General features: G+C 70.3%; 18 protein-coding genes, 1 tRNA gene and 1 pseudogene. 13 read left to right on the top strand and 7 right to left on the bottom strand.

The annotated features are described in order from the left end of the window. The first annotated feature begins 58 nt into the window (after positions 1-58). The 4 genes from K8640_RS16010 (at position 59) to K8640_RS15995 (ending at position 4,295) form a co-directional block, all read left to right on the top strand. Complete coding sequence (locus K8640_RS16010) at positions 59-766, top strand: metallophosphoesterase (protein ID WP_223747799.1); 708 nt, start codon at positions 59-61, stop codon at positions 764-766. 332 nt (positions 767-1,098) lie between these two features. Then, the gene (locus K8640_RS16005) at positions 1,099-2,862 is read left to right on the top strand and encodes a VWA domain-containing protein (protein ID WP_223747798.1); all 1,764 of its coding nucleotides are present in this window, start codon (positions 1,099-1,101) and stop codon (positions 2,860-2,862) included. A gap of 32 nt (positions 2,863-2,894) precedes the next feature. Next, positions 2,895-3,902, top strand: coding sequence for a hypothetical protein (locus K8640_RS16000; protein ID WP_223747797.1), 1,008 nt, complete (start codon positions 2,895-2,897; stop codon positions 3,900-3,902). A gap of 21 nt (positions 3,903-3,923) precedes the next feature. Beyond that, positions 3,924-4,295, top strand: coding sequence for a Mov34/MPN/PAD-1 family protein (locus K8640_RS15995; protein ID WP_223747796.1), 372 nt, complete (start codon positions 3,924-3,926; stop codon positions 4,293-4,295). A gap of 2 nt (positions 4,296-4,297) precedes the next feature. Here the strand turns inward: K8640_RS15995 and K8640_RS15990 are convergent, their stop codons facing one another. From K8640_RS15990 to nfi, 3 genes are all read right to left on the bottom strand, one after another. Continuing rightward, positions 4,298-4,804 (bottom strand): DUF2267 domain-containing protein, encoded by a 507-nt coding sequence (locus K8640_RS15990; RefSeq protein ID WP_046717553.1) that lies wholly within the window; start codon positions 4,802-4,804, stop codon positions 4,298-4,300. A gap of 104 nt (positions 4,805-4,908) precedes the next feature. Further along, positions 4,909-7,251: a GMC family oxidoreductase N-terminal domain-containing protein gene (locus tag K8640_RS15985; RefSeq protein WP_223747795.1), complete on the bottom strand. Its 2,343-nt coding sequence runs from the start codon at positions 7,249-7,251 to the stop codon at positions 4,909-4,911. A gap of 184 nt (positions 7,252-7,435) precedes the next feature. Continuing rightward, the gene (gene nfi, locus K8640_RS15980; RefSeq protein ID WP_223747794.1) at positions 7,436-8,137 is read right to left on the bottom strand and encodes a deoxyribonuclease V; all 702 of its coding nucleotides are present in this window, start codon (positions 8,135-8,137) and stop codon (positions 7,436-7,438) included. Between the two features lie 299 nt (positions 8,138-8,436). On the opposite strand from nfi, the gene K8640_RS15975 reads away from it, so the two are divergent. From K8640_RS15975 to K8640_RS15945, 7 genes are all read left to right on the top strand, one after another. Further along, on the top strand, positions 8,437-9,468 hold the full coding sequence (locus K8640_RS15975; RefSeq protein ID WP_223747793.1) for a hypothetical protein: 1,032 nt from the start codon (positions 8,437-8,439) through the stop codon (positions 9,466-9,468). Between the two features lie 36 nt (positions 9,469-9,504). Then, positions 9,505-10,860, top strand: a complete 1,356-nt coding sequence (locus K8640_RS15970) for a hypothetical protein (RefSeq protein ID WP_223747792.1) — start codon at positions 9,505-9,507, stop codon at positions 10,858-10,860. 105 nt (positions 10,861-10,965) lie between these two features. Further along, on the top strand, positions 10,966-12,051 hold the full coding sequence (locus tag K8640_RS15965) for a hypothetical protein (protein WP_223747791.1): 1,086 nt from the start codon (positions 10,966-10,968) through the stop codon (positions 12,049-12,051). A gap of 139 nt (positions 12,052-12,190) precedes the next feature. Further along, a complete protein-coding gene (locus K8640_RS15960; RefSeq protein ID WP_223747790.1) occupies positions 12,191-13,492 on the top strand; it encodes a S8 family peptidase in 1,302 nt (433 codons plus the stop codon). A gap of 190 nt (positions 13,493-13,682) precedes the next feature. Further along, positions 13,683-13,931, top strand: coding sequence for a hypothetical protein (locus tag K8640_RS15955; protein WP_046711652.1), 249 nt, complete (start codon positions 13,683-13,685; stop codon positions 13,929-13,931). Positions 13,932-13,940: 9 nt separating this feature from the next. Beyond that, on the top strand, positions 13,941-14,522 hold the full coding sequence (locus tag K8640_RS15950) for a ThiF family adenylyltransferase (protein ID WP_223747789.1): 582 nt from the start codon (positions 13,941-13,943) through the stop codon (positions 14,520-14,522). Positions 14,523-14,606: 84 nt separating this feature from the next. Further along, a tRNA-Gly gene (locus K8640_RS15945) sits at positions 14,607-14,677 on the top strand. A 115-nt stretch (positions 14,678-14,792) separates the two neighbouring features. Here the strand turns inward: K8640_RS15945 and K8640_RS15940 are convergent. Further along, positions 14,793-15,134, bottom strand: coding sequence for a zinc ribbon domain-containing protein YjdM (locus K8640_RS15940; RefSeq protein ID WP_223747788.1), 342 nt, complete (start codon positions 15,132-15,134; stop codon positions 14,793-14,795). Here K8640_RS15940 and K8640_RS43120 point away from each other — a divergent pair. Continuing rightward, positions 15,048-15,455, top strand: a pseudogene (locus tag K8640_RS43120) (AAA family ATPase); the annotation flags it as partial. The gene K8640_RS15940 and the pseudogene K8640_RS43120 sit on opposite strands and share 87 nt — an antisense overlap. A 170-nt stretch (positions 15,456-15,625) precedes the next feature. Here the strand turns inward: K8640_RS43120 and K8640_RS15930 are convergent. Beyond that, entirely contained in the window at positions 15,626-16,642 is a 1,017-nt protein-coding gene (locus tag K8640_RS15930) for a hypothetical protein (protein WP_223747787.1), read from the bottom strand. Between the two features lie 87 nt (positions 16,643-16,729). Further along, positions 16,730-17,392 carry a glutathione S-transferase family protein gene (locus K8640_RS15925; RefSeq protein WP_223747786.1) on the bottom strand — a complete coding sequence of 221 codons (663 nt, stop codon included), beginning with the start codon at positions 17,390-17,392 and terminating at the stop codon, positions 16,730-16,732. Between the two features lie 195 nt (positions 17,393-17,587). On the opposite strand from K8640_RS15925, the gene K8640_RS15920 reads away from it, so the two are divergent. Beyond that, positions 17,588-18,565 carry a hypothetical protein gene (locus tag K8640_RS15920; protein ID WP_223747785.1) on the top strand — a complete coding sequence of 326 codons (978 nt, stop codon included), beginning with the start codon at positions 17,588-17,590 and terminating at the stop codon, positions 18,563-18,565. Positions 18,566-18,576: 11 nt separating this feature from the next. Here the strand turns inward: K8640_RS15920 and K8640_RS15915 are convergent, their stop codons facing one another. Further along, positions 18,577-19,644: a serine/threonine-protein kinase gene (locus K8640_RS15915; protein WP_223747784.1), complete on the bottom strand. Its 1,068-nt coding sequence runs from the start codon at positions 19,642-19,644 to the stop codon at positions 18,577-18,579. Positions 19,645-19,823 lie beyond the last annotated feature (179 nt).

The following is a 19,823-nucleotide window of genomic DNA, read 5'->3' as shown; positions in this document are numbered from 1 at the left end:
CTGGCCGCATTGCTTCCGGGCGCCTGCCCACCCTCCCGCTTCCAAGGAACCCTCAGTCATGTCCCCCCGCACCATCGTCATCGGAGACCTCCACGGCTGCCACGACGAGGCCCTGGAGCTGCTCGCCAAGGTGGGGGCCACCTCCAGCGACCGCGTCATCTTCGCGGGGGACCTGGTGGACCGGGGGCCCAAGCGCCGGGAGTGCGTGGAGCTGGCCATGCGGCACGAGGCCATCCTGGGCAACCACGAGGAGACGACGCTGCAGCAGCGCCACCGCGCCGCCGAGCGGCTGAATCCCGACCACCTGGAGACCCGGCAGGTGCTCGAGCCCGAGCACTACGAGTGGATGGCCCGGCTGCCCCACTACCTGAGGCTGCCCGAGCACAACGCCGTCGTCGTCCACGCCGGGATGATGCCCGGCCTGCCCGTGGAGGCGCAGGACCCGTACCACCTGCTCCACGCGCAGTGCATCCAGCCGCCCGCGAAGAAGAGCTACTGGCCCTCCAAGGCACCGGCGGGGTGGACGTTCTGGACCCACCACTGGAAGGGCCCGGAGCGGGTCATCTTCGGACACACCGTGTTCGACCAGCCGCTCGTCACCGAGCACGCGGTGGGCATCGACACGGGGTGCGTCTACGGACGCTCCCTGACGGCGGTGGTGCTGCCGACGTGGGAGCTCGTCTCGGTGCCGGCCCGGAAGACATACCGGGGCGGCAAGGACGTGGCGAAGTTCCCGGTGCATGGCGACGTGTGCGTCTACTCGTGAGCACCCGTCACCGACGCGTCGACTCCGACTGAAAAGCCTCGCGCCCGGCCGACAGGGCCAGACACGCAATGAGAGGTGCGGGTTCGAATCCCGCCGGGGCCGTCAGGCTCCGTAGTTCAACGGTAGAACACTGGACATTCAATCCAGCATCACCGGCCTCGTCACTCGGGCGCACCTTCCTTCCTCCTCACTCCCAGCTTCGCGCGGGTGGCCGTGCCTCGTGCACCTGACGCCCCCCGTGCACTCCACGCGCGGTGCACTCCCAGGGCCCTGTCGGGCTCGAGGTCCGCCCCGCGCCTGACCCGCCGCACGTCCCGAAAGGGGGACTCCCCATGTCGACGAACCCGAACACGCAGCTGTTGCCCGAGTCCCAGCGAGGCCCCGCCGAGAAGCTCCTGGACCTGGTGCTCAGCGGCTCGGCCCACCTGTGGCACAACCGTCCGGGGCTGGACGTGGGCGGCACGTGGGTGGCCGCGGCGCACGCCACGCCGGCGCAGCGCGCGGTGGGCAAGCCCGTCAAGCCGGGCCTCTTCGTGCCCGCGGCGGTGAAGCTCTACCGGCAGCTGCTCGACATCCACCAGCTCAACTCGGAGCTGATGGCGCACTTCGCGTCGTACGCGCTGACGCAGACGGACTGGCGTGACCTGAAGGTGGCCACGTGCGCGCTCATGCTGGTGCAGCAGCACGCGGGCCAGCCGGTGCGCGGTGACGACGGCCAGGTGGCGTTCCACGACGACGACTACCGCTCCATCGGCGAGGCCATGGTGCTGCACTACGAGCGCAAGTCCACGCGCATGCTCACGCCCAAGGCGGTGCTGCGGGTGGCGGAGCTGCTCGAGCTGCCGGACATCGCCAGCCTCAACCGGCAGGCGGGCTTCGGGGACCCGGCGTCGCGCAAGCCGCCCATGGGCCGCTGGAAGCGCGTGGCGTCCAGGTGGCTGGCCGCGCGGGAGTCCAACCTGTCGATGCTCCAGGGCCTGATGAAGGCCGGCTACAAGGAGACGTTGAAGAAGCTTGCGCGCAAGGCGGGCTACAAGCCGCTCACGCAGGGCTTCTTCGAGGTGCTCGGCTGGAAGCAGAAGCAGGCCGAGGGCGGGCACCGCACGGTGGGCCTGAGCGGGCTGACGTTGGTCAAGCGCGAGCGCTTCGACGGGCTGTCCGAGGCGGAGATCTGCGAGTGGATTGATTCCGAGCGGCTCTCCTACAAGGAGGTCGTGGGTCGGCTGCCGAAGGACGTGGGGATGACGCCGGCCATCATGGCGGCGCTGTTGCCCTCGTTGTCGGACAGGGATTTGCGGCTGATGACGCCCACGTTGGAGGAGCTGGGGTTGCTGGCGGAGCCCACGGTGCGCGCGCGCTGGGAGAAGGCCGTGCAGACGGCGACGGACCAGCGGGCGCTCAACATCGCGAAGAACGTGCGCAGCGAGGTGCTGCGCCAGAAGCTGGAGGAGGCGAGCGACAACGCGGCACGACAGGCGGTGGCGGAGGCGACGGCGGAGACCGACGTGCGGGTGATGTTCCTCATCGACAAGTCGGGCTCCATGGACGGGGCCATCGAGAACTCGAAGGAGGCGCTCGCGCGCATCCTCGCGGGCTTCCCGATGGAGAAGCTGCACATCGCGGCGTTCGACACGATGGGCACCGTGCTCCGGCCCAAGGCCTCCAACCGCACGGCGGTGCAGCACATGCTCGCGGGGCTGAAGGCCTCGGGTGGCACGACGCACGCGGCCGGCGTGCACGCGCTGCACCGGGACGGCATGAGGGTGCCGGAGGGGGCGAAGCTGGTGGTCATCGTGGTGGGCGACGAGGCGGGCGAGGCGGGCGACCAGTTCGCCCGGGCGTTCCGCGACGTCGGCTTCCCGGTGGCGGCGATGGCGCTGTTGGTGAGCGTGGCGGGTGGCCGTGGCAACACGGTGCGCACGTGCGCGAGCCAGCTGCGGGTGCCCTTCAGCGAGGTGAACGTGGACCAGTTCGCGGACCCCTACCAGGTCCCCCGGGTGCTCAAGGCGCTGCTGGACGCGCCGACGCTGCCCGGTGCCAGCCAGTCCGGCTGGGTCGAGCGGGTGATGCGCACGCCGCTGTTGAAGGTGGCGTGAGCGCGAAGTCGCGGTGAAGGCAAGGAGGCGTCGTGGACTACCGGAAGTTGCTCGGGAAGGTGGAGTCGGCGGTGCTGCCGTATCTGGGCGGCGGCACCGTGGACACCGCCACGCGACGCCTCCGTGTCACCACCCCCGTGGCCCCGGGGTGGTGGCGCTTCGAGTTGAAGGGGCGCGAAGCCACCGCCCGCGAGCCCGCCGGGCCCGAGGGCCTGGAGGCGCTGCCACGGGTGCGCGGCCATGTATGGGGAGCGCGCCTGGTGCTCGAGGGCGCGGTGGCACGGCCCTTGGAACTGCTGCCGGAGGACGAGCCGTCACCGCTCGCGCCGGTGAGCGCGCGGCGCTGGCACGACGGCGCGCTGCTGTTCGACGGCGTGGAGTTCGAGGGCGAGGCGGAGGACGCCGCGCGTCGGGCCTTGGAGGAGGGACGGCCGCTCGCGTCCGTGAAGGGCGTGAGCGCTCCGCTGCGCGCGGCGTTCGGCTATGCGCTGCTGGAGGCCGCGTCGAGGACATTGGACATCCGCTTCGCCCCCGCGGAGACGCGAGGGCGGGTGCTGAGGGTGGCTGAGCTGGGCCGTCCGGAGGCGGAGTCGTGCCTGCGCGCCCTGGCGGAGGAGCGGCGGGTCCACCAGCGGGCGCTCGAGGCGCGGCGCGTGGCCGAGCAGCAGCGAGCGTGGCTCGACGCGCAGACGGTCCGCGCCTCCGAGCTGGCCCAGGAGGCCCGTCGACGGGTGCTGTCGGGCGACATGTCACGGGGCCGGGGCGCGCCAGTGGGAGACCCCTCGCGCGCGGAGGTGGCGCTGCGGGGCGCGGGAGCGCGGCTGCTGCATCATCGTCGCATGGCGGGGAACCAGTTGGAGGTGACGTTCAGCTTCATGGGGGAGCGGTTCGTCTCCATCGTGGACGCGCGCACGCTCCAGGTGCTGGACGCGGGCGTGTGCCTGGCGGGAGCGGACAGCGAGGTGACGCTGGAGAGCCTGCCCTCGGTCATCCGCGAGGCCATCGACACGGACGTGCTGGTCATCACCCGGCACGCGTGACACGCGAAGAGAGGAGGAACCATGTCGTCGCATGAGGTGTGCCTGCTCATCGGACGGGACGAGGAGGTGCTGTGGTGCGAGGCCTCCGACAGCCCCGTGCTGCTGCCTGACTCCCGCGCGCGCTGGGAGGCCATCTGGTACTGGCGTGAGGAGCTGGTGGAGGTGACGCACAGCCACCCCGAGGGTCCACTCGGCTTCTCCGAGGAGGACGAGACGACGATGGCCGCGTTGACCGAGGCGCTCGGACGCGCCCCCCGCTTCTCCGTCGTGGCCCCCGGCGGCATGGTGGCCCGCGAGGACGGCCGCGACGTCTGGGTGTCCGAGGAGCCCTGGTGGACCGGTCCCCTGCGCGAAATCTCCGGCATGCGTTACACGCCGATGGCGCGGGCCTGACGTCAGCTGGGACGTCGCCACAGCTCCCTGAGGTCCTCGGGGAGCTGGTCCATGACGTCCTCGGCCTCGCCCTCGGAAATCTGCGCCCGCACGGAGTTGAGCACCGCGCGGACCACGGGCTCCACCGCTTCCGGGTTGAGCGCCAGGTCCTCGCCCACGCGCGCGAGCAGCTCCTCGCGGCCGAAGCCCTTGGGCAGCTCGTCCTCGTGGCGCTCGCAGCGGTGCAGCAGCAGCGTCAGCTTGTTGGGAAGCTGAGCCTCCAGGTCCTGCGTCTCGCCCTGGGTGATGCGCTGCTCCACCGCGCAGAGCACGGACACCGCGGCCTTCTCGGCCACCGAGGGCGACATGCCGCCCCGCTCGCACAGGTGCTTCAGGAAGGCCGCGTAGTGCTGGCTCGCGTGCGCCTCCTTCCGACGGGCGCGGCGGACCTCGATGGGCAGACCGCCTCGCTCGTTCGAGCCGTCCGTCGAAGAAGACTCCTGCCCTTCGCGCTCCCGCTTGTCCGCCATGGCCGTGTCCTCCCAGAGTGCCTTCGTGGGGTCAGGTTGCCCACGGCGCACGGGAGGAGCACCACCCGCTGGCACGGCGGAACAGGCCGCCGGCTCCCCGCCCGCTACGCGGCCTTCTTCACATAGGTGTCGTAGAGGGCGCCGAAGAAGAAGCGGCCGAAGCGCAGCAGTGTCTGCCACTGGCCCACCGCGTCCCGCGCGCCGAGTACGCGCAACGTGGAGAGCTGCTTCGCGAAGTCCGCCGGGTCCAGTGACAGCACGCCGCGCGCGACGCAGGGGCCCGAGATGTCCATGCCCCGGTACACGGACACGAGCAGCCGCGTGGTGTCGGCCCACAGGTCGAAGCCCGCATCGTCGTGGACGTCCTTGTACCCATCCAGGAAGAAGCGCTCACCCGACTCGGCGACGAGCGGCAGCAGGTAGCGCATCCGCCGCCCGCCAGGACGTGCGCCCTCCTGGGTCATCAGGTGCAGCTCGCCCCCCTCCACGACGAGCGGCCGGGGCGACAACGCCAGGGCCTCCACCATGCCGGAGAGCGCCAGCGGGTGCAGCCGGTCCTCGAGCGTGCGCTCCAGGTCTCGCGTCTCCACCGTGACGACGAAGCGCAGACGCGTGGCGCCCTCGCGCTTCGGGTCTCCCGCGACGAGCTCATGCTCATGCACCGCGCCGGACACGTGGCCGTACATCGTCTCGGAGAAGCGCACGCCCACCGGCGTCCGCGCTTCGGCCGCGGGTGCCTCCAGCGCGGGCGTGTAGTCGATGTGCCAGCCTCGCCGACGCGCCAGCAACGCGACGGAGCGCTCGGCCACCGCGGAGATGGTGAACAGCGGGTTGGTCCCCAGGGACCTCGGAATCACCGAGCCGTCGCTGACGTAGAGCCCCTCGTGGACCTCGCTCCCCTCATGACGGGAGAAGACGCGTCCCTCGTGGTCCACCACGCCCGCGCCCGCGTGCTCCGCCATGACGCAGCCTCCGAGCGGATGGGTGCACAGGACCTCGTGTCCGGTGAGCCGGTTCCACAGCGGGTTGCGCACGAAGGTGCCGCCCAGGGCCGCGGTGGCCTCGCGCAGCCGCTGGTCCACGCGCGCGAGCTCCGGCTGCGTGCCCACGTCCGGCCAGTGCACCCGCACCCGGTCCCCTTCCATGCGCAGCTCGCCCACGCCCGCGTCGTGGGACATCACGAGGAAGGTCTGCGTGTTGCGCATGGCCCCGTGGTACGGGCCGCGCACCGCGCTGTCCGCCACCCGGGCCAGCTCCTCCAGCTTGTCCTTCAGCCCCGAGTCCATGTCCTCGCCGCCCACCGCGGCCGCGGCGGACAGCAGCGCCAGCATCGGCTTGCCGAACGCGCCCGGCATGGCCCCGTTCTCGATGACCATGCCGTCCTCCTGCCGGGCCGTCGCGCGCTCGTCGATGATGCCGCTGATGGTGGGGCCCACCGGCTCGCGGCCCTCCGGCGGATTCACGCCGTGGCCCACGCCGTTGACGGGCACGTCCGTGTTGTAGCCGAAGGCCATCACGTCCCCGTTGGCGCTGAAGCGCTGGCCCAGCTGCTTCGACAGCGACAGCCCCAGCGCGCGCGAGCGCATCAGGATCTCCGCCGTGCCCATGGTGCCCGCCGCGAGCACCACCAGGTCCGCCGTCAGCCACAGGTCCGGCGCCTCGAAGCGCTCGCGACCGGTGTTCATCGGCCGGTAGTAGATGCGCCAGCGATTCCCGTCGCGCGCCAGGTAGCGCACGGACACCTCGGTGAAGACCTTCGCGCCGTGGCGATGCGCGTCCGGCAGGTAGTTCATCAGCACGGAGTTCTTCGCGCCCTGGTTGCAGCCGGTGAGGCAGTCCCCGCACAGCGTGCACGCGCCCTGCTTCACGCCGGCGTCGTTCACCTGCTCCTCGAAGGAGACAGCCAGCGGGGGGCGCTTGAAGGTGCCGCCCATGCGACGGGCCGCGCGCTCCATGGCCGCCAGCGAGGCCAGGCGCGGCGAGGACTCCGGATAGGGCGTGGGCCGCAGCATGCGCTCGGCCCAGGTGAAGCCATCCTCCAGGAGCCCGGGCACGTCCTCACGGAACGCCTCCGGCCAGCGTGAATCCTGGAGCACGCGAGGGTCCGGCCGCAGCGTCACGCCCGCGTTGATGAGCGACGTGCCGCCCAGCCCACACCCCGACACCACCGCCACGTCGCCGCCCCGGTGCAGTTCGAACAGGGCGGTGGCGCGGCCCAGGTCGACGTTGCTCTCCGCCTCCATGTGGACCTGGAGTTCCTGGGCGAAGTCCGCCTCCGTGCGCGGGTAGTCCCCCGGCTGCAGCTCGCGGCCCCGCTCCAGCACGCACACCTGGCGCCCCGCCCTGGCGAGCCGGCTGGCGGTGATGGCGCCGCCATACCCCGACCCCACCACGACGACGGGGTAATGCGACGCCAGCTCACTCCACCGGGATGACAACCTCCGCATCGACGCTCCCACGGGCGACCCCCACCTTCGCTGCGCCACCCTCACGAGAGCGCCCACGCCCTCTTCGCGCCAGGTGGCCGGGGACACGTCCGCCCGGGCCGTGCTCGCGCCCGGAACCGTCCCCATCTCGAGGACTCTGGACATAGAGGTCGTCGGGCCGTCGGTCAAATCCAGGGAGGTCGTCTCACTCCAGCTCCGCGGCCTCGCCGTCCGCGCGGCGCAGCGCGTTCACCATCCGGTGCGCGTGACGCGTCGTCTCCGGCTCGCGGTACTTCGGGCTCGCCCGCAGGACCAGCTCCACCGCCGTGGGCAGGTCCATCAGGTGCCCCGGCGAGACGTACACGGGCTGCACCGACTTGCGCGTGCGGACCGCCATGCCCACCACCTCGCCCTTGTGGATGATGGGCGACGTGGAGCCACGCGCGTCCGCAAGCTTGCCGTGCGTGCCGACGAGCAGGGACTTGGCGCACCCGATGGAGGGGATGCCGAACAGGAGCCCACCGTGGCTCGCGATGCCCAGCCGTCGCGGATGGGCGATGCCGTGCCCGTCGAAGATGAGGACGTCGGGCCGCATCGAGAGCCGCTCCCACGCGACGGCGACCACCGGCAGCTCCCGGAACGAGAGCAGCCCCGGCACATACGGAAACCCGAGGGTCACCGCCGAACCCGCCTGGGCCACGGGCACGAGCGTGCCGGCGTCCAGCACCACGACTCCGCCGAAGCCCGTGTCCCGCCCCTTCTCCGTGGACACGTCCGCGCCCGCGACGCGCTCCACCCTCAGGCCCGGTGGGGGCTGGAGCACCACCCGCTCCCGGAGCTCGCGCTGGAGCGCCACGGCCTCCGTCGGCGTGACGTCCCAGCGATGCATCGGAGCTGACAGTTCCATGTGTGACACGCCTCCTCTCGCCTGCCCCGAGGATGTGTCCCCGCACCGCGCCTGCAACCCGGGAGGTCCCCCGAGGACGTCCTGGGCGTGGACCCACGAACGCTCCCACCGGCTCCCAGGGTGAGCCCCTGTCCCCCGTCGTACTGCCCTCCAGGTCCAGCCTGGAATACACGGCCGCCGTGCCTACCGTGCAGCCTCCCAGGCATCGGTGAAGCCGCTCCCACGGACCTCTGCTTCGCGCCGCGCCTGGGACACCAGAGGGCCGGCCCACGGGAGCGTCGCATGTCCGGGAGTATCTGATGCGTCGAGTCCTCGCTGGCTGTCTCGCGGTATCCGCGCTGGGAGCATCGCTTCCCGCCGCCGCTTCGGAGTGTGGCTACACCGCCGCCGGGTGGAACGCCCCCAACGGCGCGGTGGTGTTCAGCCGCAGCAACGACGGGCCCATCCGCAACGTCATTGATGCGATTGGCGAGTTCCGTACGCACTCCATGCTCTCCCACGGCCCCACCGGCGGCGTCACCCACGCCACCATGAAGGACCCGGCCCAGAACAACTGGCCCACCGTCTGTGGAACACCGCTCGTCGCGTCGCAGCTCCAGTACGGCTACCCGGGCCTGGAGCAGGTGAACCAGGGCGGCATCTACCATTACCTCTACGATGCGAACGGCCACGGGCCGGACTGGACGGCGTGGCAGCTGGGCGACCCCGCGGGCGCGGCCCGCATCGCGAACAGCCTCTGGTTCAACCACCCGTACGTCAGCGACGTCTCGCGCGTCGATGGAAGCCAGCGCATCGACCGGCCGCTGTGGAACGGCTCACGCGTGCCCTACTCGCTGTTCCAGTACCGGGACCTGGAGGCGGCGCACGAGATTCCGGGCAACGCGGCCAACAACGGCATGGTGTGCTCCACCTTCCTCGCCTACGCGCACGTCTACGCGGGCAAGGGCGCCGTCTCCCCGTACACGTACCCGCACGAGGTCACCGCCAACGCGGCCAACTCCGTCCACTGGGGCGTGCATGGCCAGTGCAAGGAGTCGCTGGGCTGGTTCGAGAACGTCGCGCTGAGCGTCATCTGCCCCGTCTTCTGGAACGTGTGCACCAACGCCGGCAACCAGGTGGCCAACTGCATGTCCGCCAACCGCTGCGACACCAGCACCAGCGTCATCTGGCGGCAGGTGCGCGACGACCCCAACGCCACCGCCACTTCCATCAGCCCGGACCGCATCGGCGGCTGGGGCGTACACCCGTCCAACGTCACGCTGTGGGCCAGCGACTACTCCCATCAGCTCCAGTGGAACTCCGGCGGCAACGTCTACGGCTGCTGGCAGTGAGCCCTCACGCGTCGCTCGAATCGACAGGAGCCCTGGATGACTCCCACGCAACCCTCACGGTGGCGCAGACGCAGGACGTTCATGCTCGGACTGGGAATCGCGGCGCTGATGGCGGGTGTGCTGCTGCGCTCGAACGAGCCGGACACACCTCCCGGCCCCAAGCCCTCTCCCGCCCTCGACGGCACGCCCACGCGCGCCGAGGTGCGGACCACCGCGGTGTTGCCCTCGCGCACCGAGCACGCGCGGAGGCCCGCCGCCGCGCCTCGCGTCCCCGCGCCCCTCATCGACGAGGTGACGGTGGAGAAGCGGGAGGTCTGCTCCGGCGAGGACAACCTCATCAGCGTCCGCGCCCACTCGCCGGACGGAGACGACACCCACCTGCACGCCACCATCGGCGCGGGCAGCGGCCTGCGCGTGCCCCTGCGGGTCTGGCGGATGGCGGATGGGACGTACGAGCTGCCCACCGTGACGGTGTTCGGCAAGGACAACGTCGCCACCCAGGCGCGCGTGCCCCGGTACACGGTGAAGGACTGTGAGCCGGAGCGACAGGTGGACATCTTCTCCCGACGCGCGCCCAACACGGAGGAGGAGTTCGAGTTCCTCGCGCGCATCCTGGAGCGTCCCCGGGCCGGCGCCGCGCCCACGCCTTTCGCCCCCGTGAAGTTCGTCTGGACCTTCGACGACCGTCACACCGTGACGACGAGCGCGCCCCGGGTGACGCACTCGCTGCGCCCCGACCCGATGCGGCCCGCGGCGCTGTACTCGCAGCACCTGGTGAAGGTGGAGGCGTTCGATGCGTCCGGGAAGAAGGCGGCGGGACGCTCCTCGCTCCAGCTCCTCGATACGACGTTCGAGAACTTCGCCAAGAAAGGCATCGTCACGGTGCTCGCGGTGGGCTCGCCGCGCTTCCCCGTCGAGGACGCGCAGGGCGTGGTCCGTCAGACCTTCCAGCTGTCCCACCGCTGGAAGCGTCCGGTGCGGCTGGAGCGGGTGACGGCGCTGCGCTCGCTCGTCCCGGAGGCCGATGCACCGCCGCTTCCCGAGGACACCGCCGAGGTGAGCCTGGGCGTGGACCTGCTCCCCGTGGGCCAGGACGTGGAAGTCCCCGTGGCGCTCGACACCCGCGCCGAGGCTTCGGTGACACACGTCACCTATCTGCTCGAGGGAACCACCGAGGATGGACATCCCGCGCGGGGGACCTTCTCCATCATGCGACCGCCTCCCCGCCCCACGCGCGAGAACAGCACGCCCGTGTTGGACCCGGTGCTGCTCGCGAAGGTCAAGCGCGCGCGCGAGCTGCTCGGCCAACCCTTCGTCACCGATGAGGACCTCTGGCGGCTGGAGCGTGAGGGTCGCTTCAGTGACTTGAAGGTCCAGCGCGAAGGCCCCTGAGGCCACGCCGTCCAGCCGGTGGGAGCGACCACTCCCACCGGCTCGGCGACCGGTGAGGCCCCCGTCGCCCACGGCCCGGCGCCACCATGCTCCCCTGTGGGACGCATGCCCTCCCCGCTCCTGCCACTGCTCCTGCTCGCGCTCGGTACGAGCGAGGCCGGCCTCACGGACACCCCACCGACGGAGGCCCCGTCGGCCCCGTCCCTGGCGCAACTGGAGCGGAGAATCCTCGGACGAGGCTGCGAGCCCCGACTCCTGGGCGACGCGAGCCGCCGCTTCGTGGAGGCGCAGCTCCTGTGTGACGGACACCTGTCCTTCATCCTCGTCCAGAGGTCCCTCGCGGGGAGCCCCCTGCCCGAGACTCCCAGGCGACTGAAGGCGCTCCTCGACGACGCCCTCACACGGGCCCGCGCGCCCTTCCTGCGGGACGGCGTCACCGTCGTCCAGGGACACTCGCTTCCGCGCAGCGTGCTGTACCGGGGCTACGTCCTGTTGATGCTCGCGGGCATGGAGCGCGCGGGCGTGTCCGACGCGCAAAGCACCGCCCTGTTCGACGCGCTGGCCGACCAGCTGGTCGAGGCACTGGAGCGACAGCTCCTGCTGCCCTCCTTCGGCAAGTCCATCTGGCCGTGTGACAGCGCGCCCGCCGCCGCGGGGCTGCTCCTCCACGGACGGCTGCGCGGCGACGCGGCCTCGCTCGCGATGGGTGAGCGCCTCACCGCCCGACTGGTGGCGCTCGCGGCCCTGCCCTCGGGCTTTCCCACCAAGGTCGATGCGCGGGGCAAGCCCGTGGAGCCCTTGCCTCGCGGCACCACCCTGGCGTGGACGGGCGCCTTCCTGGCCATGGGCTCGCACCCTTCCGCCGCCACCTTCACCTCCGCGCTGGTGAAGGGACACTGTGACCACCCAGCAGGTGCCCTGCTCCCCTTCGCGGCCTGTCGGGAATGGCCTCGCGGCGTGAAGGGCAAGGAGGACTCCGCCAGTGGTCCCCTGCTCCAGGGCGGCTACTCCGTGGGCGCCAGCGCCCTGGCCATCGCCGCCACGCGACTGTCCCCGGAGCATCAGGACTGGCACGCGGACCTGCGCAACACCGCGCGGGAGATGGGCATCCGTCCGATGCTCGAAAAACCACATCAGCATCCGCTGGAGGCCTCCCTCTACTGGTGGGGAACCACCGCGCGCGCCTGGTAGGCAATACGCCCCCATGTCGGCATTCCGCGCTTCGTTCAATAACAGACGACTGTCTCATCCCTCGGGACACAATCAGGATTAAGCCGATTTATAAGTCCATCCGTATCATTCGGGGAGACCCAGTGCAGGGGGATGAGCCATGAATCGACGCACGACAGCGATGACGCTGGCCATGGGTGGACTGGCATTGTTGGGGGGCTGCTCGAGCAGCCGGCCCACCTGCAGGGACGCGACGGCCACCGCCGCGCTCCTCGCGCCGCCTCGGGAGAAGTTCGTCGAGGTGAGCAAGAAGGTGCCGGGCGAGTACGTGGTGGTGCTCAAGGAGCCCGAGGCCAGCCTGGAGCCGCTCGCCGTGGCCCAGCTCACCCAGGGCCTCACCACGAAGTACGGAGGCACCGCGTTCTCCGTGTACGAGCACGCGGTGCGCGGCTTCGCCACGCGGATGACGGAGGAGCAGGCTCGCGCGCTGTCGCAGGACTCCGCCGTGGCCTTCGTCCAGGAGAACGGCGTGGTGTCCATCCGCGAGAGCCAGCCCAAGCCCACGTGGGGCATCGACCGGGTGGACCAGCGGCAGCTGCCGCTCGACAAGCTCTACATGTACAACGCCACCGGGCTGGGGGTGCACGTGTACATCCTGGACACCGGCGTGCGCTTCTCCCACAAGGAGTTCGGCGGCCGGGCCTCCGTCGGCTTCGACGCCATCGGCGACAGCATGAAGGGCAATGACTGCCATGGCCACGGCACGCACGTGGCGGGCACCGCCGCGGGCAGCTCCTACGGGCTGGCGAGGAACGCCACGGTGCACTCCGTCCGGGTGCTCGGCTGTGATGGCAGCGGCACCACGGCCGGCGTCATCGCGGGCGTGGACTGGGTGACGAAGAACCACAAGTCGCCCGCCGTGGCCAACATGAGCCTGGGCACCGACACGGACCCGGCGCTCGACGAGGCGGTGCGCCGCTCCATCGCGTCGGGCGTCGTCTACGTGCTCGCCGCCGGCAACGAGTCGGGAGATGCGTGCAAGCACTCGCCCGCCCGCGCGCCGGAGGCCATCACCGTGGCCGCCACGGACACGAGCGACAAGCGCGCCCACTTCTCCAACTACGGCGACTGCGTGGACGTCTTCGCGCCCGGCAACAAGATCACCTCCGCGTGGCACTACGGCGACTTCCAGACGCGCATCCTGAGCGGCACCTCCATGGCCGCGCCGCACGTGACGGGCGTGGCCGCGCTCTGGCTGGAGCTCAACCCCCAGGCCACCCCCGACGCCGTCGCCAGCGCGCTGTTCGAGAACGCCACCGAGGGCGAGGTGCGCAGCGCGGGTGAGTGCACGCCCAACCGCATGGCGTACTCGGGCTTCATCGGCGCCTTGCCGCTCACCCCCACGGTGAGCACGCCGCCCGAACCCTCGCCGACGACGGTGAGCGGCGAAGGCTCGAAGTAGGCATCCGGCCGCGAGGACCCTCCCCCTCGCGGCCCCCGAGGGCCGGGCTCCGTCTCCACGGCGGAGTCCGGCCCTCGTCTTTCCAGCGCCCGGGCGCCCCCGGTCAGGAAGCCGCGCCCGCCCGCGTCCCGCGAGCCACCCCGTCGGCCGCGCTCCCGCGTCCCACGAGGGCCCCGCGAGGAGCCCCACCATGGCCACGCTGAACATCACCTACGACGGCATGTCCGCGGACGTGCCGGTGGAGCTGGACCGCCCCGTCTCCGACGCCGACGTGCGCCGCATCGCCACGGAGATGGTGCGCTCGGGTGGCGTGCCCGGCCTGCACCTGGCCCACCTGCGCGAGGACGCCTTCCAGCACTTCATGGTGGACCGCTTCCGCGGCGCCCGCGGCGACGAGCGCATCTACCTGCGCCCCAAGGTCCCCTTCGGCGCGCGGTGAGGTGACGTCATGCGCATCGTCTTCTGTGGCGTGGGGGCCATCGGCTCCCAGGCGGCCGTGCTGTGCCGCAACCTGGAGGCCACGCTGGTGTTCGTCGACTTCGACCGCGTGGAGTCCAAGAACCTGCTCTCGCAGGCCTATGTGAAGCCCTCGGTGGGGAAGAACAAGGCCGAGGCGCTCAAGCTCCAGCTCCTCAACCTGCACGGCGTGAAGGCGGAGTCCTTCGGCGTGCGCGTCACCCGCGACAACGTGGCGGCCCTGTGCGGCGGCGCGGACCTGGTGGTGGACTGCTTCGACAACCAGGACAGCCGCCTGCTGCTCTCCGCGTTCGCGAGGGAGGCCGGCAAGCCGCTGGTGCACGGCGCGGTGAGCGCGGATGGCACCTTCGGACTGGTGCGCTGGGACGAGCGCTTCACGCCGGACACCGAGGACACCGCCGGACAGGCCACCTGCGAGGGCGGCGCGCACCTGCCGCTGCTGGGGTTGCTGGCCGCGACGCTGGCTCGCGGCATCCAGGACTTCGTCAAGCACGGCACGCGACGCGACACCCTGGTGAACCTGTCAGCGGTCGTCCCCACCGCGGGAACGTGACGAGGCGCGGGGAAGACAGGGCGGAGTCAGGGATGAAACTGCTCCGCCGTAGATTCCCCGCAAGCTCGTTGGAAGCGCAGCAACGCGGGTGTCGTCCAGCGGCAGGATGACGGTTTCCCATACCGTCGACACGGGTTCGAATCCCGTCGCCCGCTTCGCCTCACGCAACAAACCCTACCGGGGTCGTCCAACCAGCAGGCTGGCGGACTCTGACTCCACGGCGAATCCCGCGTCGTCAATGGATGGAGAGGCATCGCCCATGGGCGATACCTACGCCTTCTTCACGAACTCCGACTTGAGCCCCATGGCACCGATGCCGTCGACCTTGCAGTCGATGTCGTGGTCCCCATCGACGAGGCGAATGTTCCGGACCTTGGTGCCGACCTTGACCACCGTCGACGAACCCTTGACCTTCAAGTCCTTGATGACGGTGACGCTGTCGCCGTCCTGCAGCAGGTTGCCGTAGGCGTCACGCACCTCGCGCTTCGCCTCCCCCTGCTCGACCGCGGCGGCTGTCGACCACTCGTGAGCGCACTCCGGGCAGACGTAGAGGCTACCGTCTTCGTACGTATAGGCGGAGTTGCACTTCGGGCAGGCAGGCAAGGCGCTCATGTCGATTCCAAGGAGAGAGACGCGAGGGCATATACACGAGCGACGCGCCAAGGGCCTCCACTCCATCATCTCCGACCGAGGAAGACCGTGACCGTTCATCTGCACGTCATCACCGGGGGCCCGGGCTCCGGAAAGAGCCGTCTCATCGAGGCGCTGGCGGCGGAGGGGCTCGCGCACATGCCCGAGGCGGGGCGTGCCATCATCCAGCAACAGGTGGCGATTGGCGGCGCGGCCCTGCCCTGGGCCGACCGGATGGCCTTCGCCGAGCTGATGCTGGGCTGGGAGCTGCGCTCCCACCAGGAGGCGAGAGAGAGAGGCGTTCCCGTCATCCTGGACCGAGGCATCCCCGACGTCATCGGGTATCTGCAAGTATCGCTCGATGGTCGACGTCTACACACGCCTCGGCTACGAGCTGCTTCCTCTTCCCCGGACCTCGATTCCAGAGCGAGTGCGATTCGTTCGCGCGAACCTCCCTTGAGGCCGCGTCGGCGCTACAGGAACTCGTCCCCGCCCGTTGTCTCCGGCTCCTGCGCGGAGAGGAGGACCTTCCCAGGCACCTGCTCCACGCGCAGGCCCAGCCCCATCGCCGCCAACTCCTCGACCGCGGTGAGCGCCTCCATCACGGGCACGACGTCCGCGACCCTGGCGGGCACGGCGATGCGCTCGAGACGCGCGCCCACCTGTTCCAGCAACGCGTGAGCCGGGAGCGCCTCGACGTATCGGCCGTACAGAGAGGCGGGCGCGCACAGCTGAGCGACCTTCGAGGGAGGGACGGACGCGACGAACGCATCGAAGCGCGCCCTCACCTCCTCCGTTGAAGTCTCCTTCCTCCAGAAGCCGAGCAGGGAGCGAAGGAAGTCCAACAGTGGTTGCCCCAGCTTGCCTGCGACGACCTCCAGCGCTCGTTCAGCGCGCACGGCGTCGGGCTCCACGAAGTACAGCGGCAGCACCTCTTCAATACCCGGCGTGTAGAGGGGCTCGGCGAGCTGCTCCGGTGCGCCCGCGAACGCGCGCAGTGCCTCGGATTCGAGCGGCTCCCCTCCGAGCCAGCGGCACCACAGCGCCTCCAAAGAGCCCGCGGAGCGCGACGCGCGACGCAGCAGATGGGAGCGTGCCTGCTCCACGCCTCCGAACAACACGACCGTCACCAGGTCGCCGAAGGCAGGCCCCTCGGGGAACTCGAGCGCATCCACACCTGTCCAGCGCACGTAGCGGTTGCGCTTCAAGTCACGCTGGACCTCGCTCGCCACCTCGCTCCACGCGGACCAGGGCACGTCGAGCGCCGCGTAGTCCTTCCGGAGCCCCTCGTCCGCGGGGGCCGAGACTTCGTTGGGGCGCTTCTTGAAGTCGGCCCGTACGCGCTTGAGCTCCTTCGCGAGCGCGGGCAGCTCCTCCGAGGGACAGCCTCCTGTCAGCAGCCGGAGGCGGGAGACGGGAACGCCGGTCAGCTTGAGCAGCCAGGACTTGAATGCCGACCAGGCGGGTGCGGAGAGGTGTCGTGACTCCAAGGGCTGTCCTCGCTCAGTCGGCAGGTCCGCTCCCCGCGAGGGAGCATCACGCCAGGGTGCTCACGTCATGATAATCGCGGCGCGAAGCTAACGCGCGCTGCCCGCCGGGACGCCCAGACGCTGCTCATAGGCATCCAGCGTCCGCTGCCATGCGGGCCGTTGCTCACAGCGCTCGCGATAGGCGGAGACCCTCGGAAAGCCCTCCAGCACGCCCGCGTTGCGGACCTCACGCAGGACGGTGACCATCAGGATGTCCGCCACGGTGAACGCCTCGCCAGCGAGATACGGACGGCCCTCCAGCCAGGCCTCCACCGCGCCCAGCACGCGCTCGGCATACTGGACCACCCCGGGACGCCGCTGCGCGCCAGTGGGGTCCGCGGCGCCGAACAGGTCGATCATCACCAACTGGAACAGCGGAGGCTCGACGCTGTTGAGCGCGGCGAAGCACCACCGCATCACCTGGGCGCGGCCTTGGAAGTCCGCGGGCATCAACCGGCCCGTCTTCTCCGCGAGGTACAACAGGATGGCGCCTGATTCGGTGAGCACGAAGCCCTCGTCTTCGAGCACCGGCACCTGGGCAAAGGGGTTCATCCGCCGGAACTCCTCGCTCCCGAGCTCCCCCGCGGGATGGTCCACGCCGTGGACCCGATAGGGCACGCCGAGCTCCTCGAGCGCCCACAGGACGCGCAGATCCCTCGTGAGCCCCACCACCTTCGAGTTGACGCGGCCAAAGCCATGGATCGTGAGCATTCTCGCAGTATTGGCTCCCGCCCACCTGCCGTCGAGGCCCGCGAGGCACCGTCCCGACGCTCTTTCGCGAAATGTCCGGCATGACCCTGGTTCGTCCGCAGTGAGGCGAGCGGACCGAGACAGCAGGAGCGCGCTCGCACGGTATGCTGCGAGGCCATGCACCCGACGCGTCGTCTCCTGTCTCGTGGAGCGTGGTTGTTCGACATCAATCCGCAGCGACTCATCGTCGTCCACGGAGCCGAGGGTGTTCGCCGGGAGCTGGCAGCGGACTCGCCGGGTCATCCCTCCGCGCCCGTGGTGCTCGCCGCGCTCGACGAGGCGAAGGACGTCTGGGTGGGGAATGGAGAGGGGCGTGTCTTCTCCGTGGGAGCCGATGCGAGCACTCCCGCCCAGGCTTTTCCGAGGGAGTGCTTCGATCTCACCACCGATGGAGACCGGCTCATCGGAGCGCAGGTGGACGGAAACCTCGCCCTGACCACCCTCTTCACGACCGATGGGTCCGGGCAGAAGTGGGAGCCCATGCCCCTTCCCGCCCCCGTGTCCGCCACGCACGGGTACGGATACTCCGAGGGGCTCCCACTTCCGGAGTCGCCTGACGGGGCGTTCCTCGACAGCAGCCCCTTCGGCATCACCGTCGTGGAGAAGGGCCGGGGCCGCGTCTACGTGCTCCGCTCGGGCGCGACTCAGCCGGAAGGAGCACTCCAGGTGGAGCCGGGCCATGAGCAGGACCTCTGGAGGGCCCTGGCCACGCCGCACGGCGTCCTCCTGCTGCTCATCGTCAACTACAGGCTGACGGGGCTCCTCCACTTCGCGCTCGACGGAACCCTGCTCGGCTCCCTCCCGCGCAGTGACAGCGATGAGGACGAGGATGAGCTGACCTGGGGTGGGGCCGGGATATGTGTCCTCGATGCGGACCGGGCGGCCCTCTTCGTCCAGGACAAGATGCTCCTGGTGTCCCTGCCCGGGCTCGAGGTGCTCGAGACGCTCGAAGGGGAATGGCCTCGCCCCGTGTCCGTGACGTCCGCCGGACGCGACCGGTGGTGGGTGGGCCCCGAGGACCGTGACGCGCTCTTCCTGCTCACCGCCGAGCCCGGCCAGCCCTTGCGCATCCACGCCACGAACCCTCCGGTGAGCCCGGGCGCGCCGCTCGAGCTTCGTGAACGTGTGGGGTGAGGACGCCGGCCCTACGGAGTCGTAGCGGGGGCCCGCGGGGGCTCGGGTGCGGCCCCCATCCGCCAGAGCAAGAGGCCGCCTCCGAGCAGCACCAGGAGCCCCACGGCCGCCGCGAGCATCCGACCTCGCGTCACGGTGAGCCGTGGCTGAGTCTCCAGGCGGTCCGAGGTCGGGCTCACCTGCTGGGCGAGCTGGGCCACGTGCTTCGGTTTCACTGACTCACCCGTGGAGCGGATGAACTTCTCCAGGTCCGCCTTGAACGCGTGGCAGTCCGGATAACGCTCATCCCGCTCCTTGGCGAGCGCTCGGGCGAGGATTTCACGTAGGGCGTCGGGCAGGTCCGGCCGGTGCCGCTCCGCGGGTATCATGGGCTCGGTCAGGATTGCCTGCATCACGCTCCTTTCGGGCGTGGCTTCGAACGGCCTGCGCTGGGTGAGCAGCTCATAGAGCACCACACCGAGCGAATAGACATCCATCCGCCGGTCCACCGGCGTGCGGCTCATGACGTCGGGCGCGTTGTAGACCTCGTCGTGAACGAGGGGAATCATGCGCGGCGTAAACCGGGACCGCAGTTCGTCGACGCCGAAGTCCACCATCATGGCCTTCCCCTGGTGTGACAGGAGGATGTTGTAAGGCCTGATACAGCGGTGGATGAGCCTCAGCGGCTCGCCCGTCTCGGAGTCCGCGAGGTCATGGGCGAAGGCGAGCCCCTCGCAGACCTGCGAGATGATGCGCGCGCACAGGGTCGCCGGAAGCGTCATCCGCTGGGCGGCCATGTGCTTGAGCACCTCGCGCAGGCTGGGGCCCTCGATGTGCTCCCTGGCGAGGAAGTACGTGCCGTCCGTCACACCGAAGTCGAAGACCTTCACGATGTTCGGATGGTCGAGCAGGGTGGCATGCCTCCCCGTGTCGAGGAACAGCTCCGCGAACCCCACATCCTCGGCCATGTCCGACCGGAGGCACTGGAGCACCAGCGGCTTCTCGCGCCCGCGCGGGCCGGAGACCTGGGCGAGGTGGTCCTCGATGATGCCGCCGAAGAGCAGTCGGGTGCGTGTGTATGGACCGAGTTGGGATGTCACGAGACGGATGATTAGCAGATGTGCCGCCCCCGATTTCGCGACAGGAGGCGAGAATCGGGCCGCCGCCTCGAACACCGCGACCCGACTCCCGCTCGAACGCCGGGTGGGTCAAGGACCGCCGGACTTCGACTTGAGCTACAACCGTTCGTCGCGGAGCGCCTCGCCCTTCAGGAAGGACG

It is taken from the genome of Myxococcus sp. XM-1-1-1 (genome assembly GCF_020037095.1).
GTDB classification, from domain to species: Bacteria; Myxococcota; Myxococcia; order Myxococcales; family Myxococcaceae; genus Myxococcus; species Myxococcus fulvus.
This window is presented reverse-complemented; position numbering and strand designations above follow the sequence as displayed.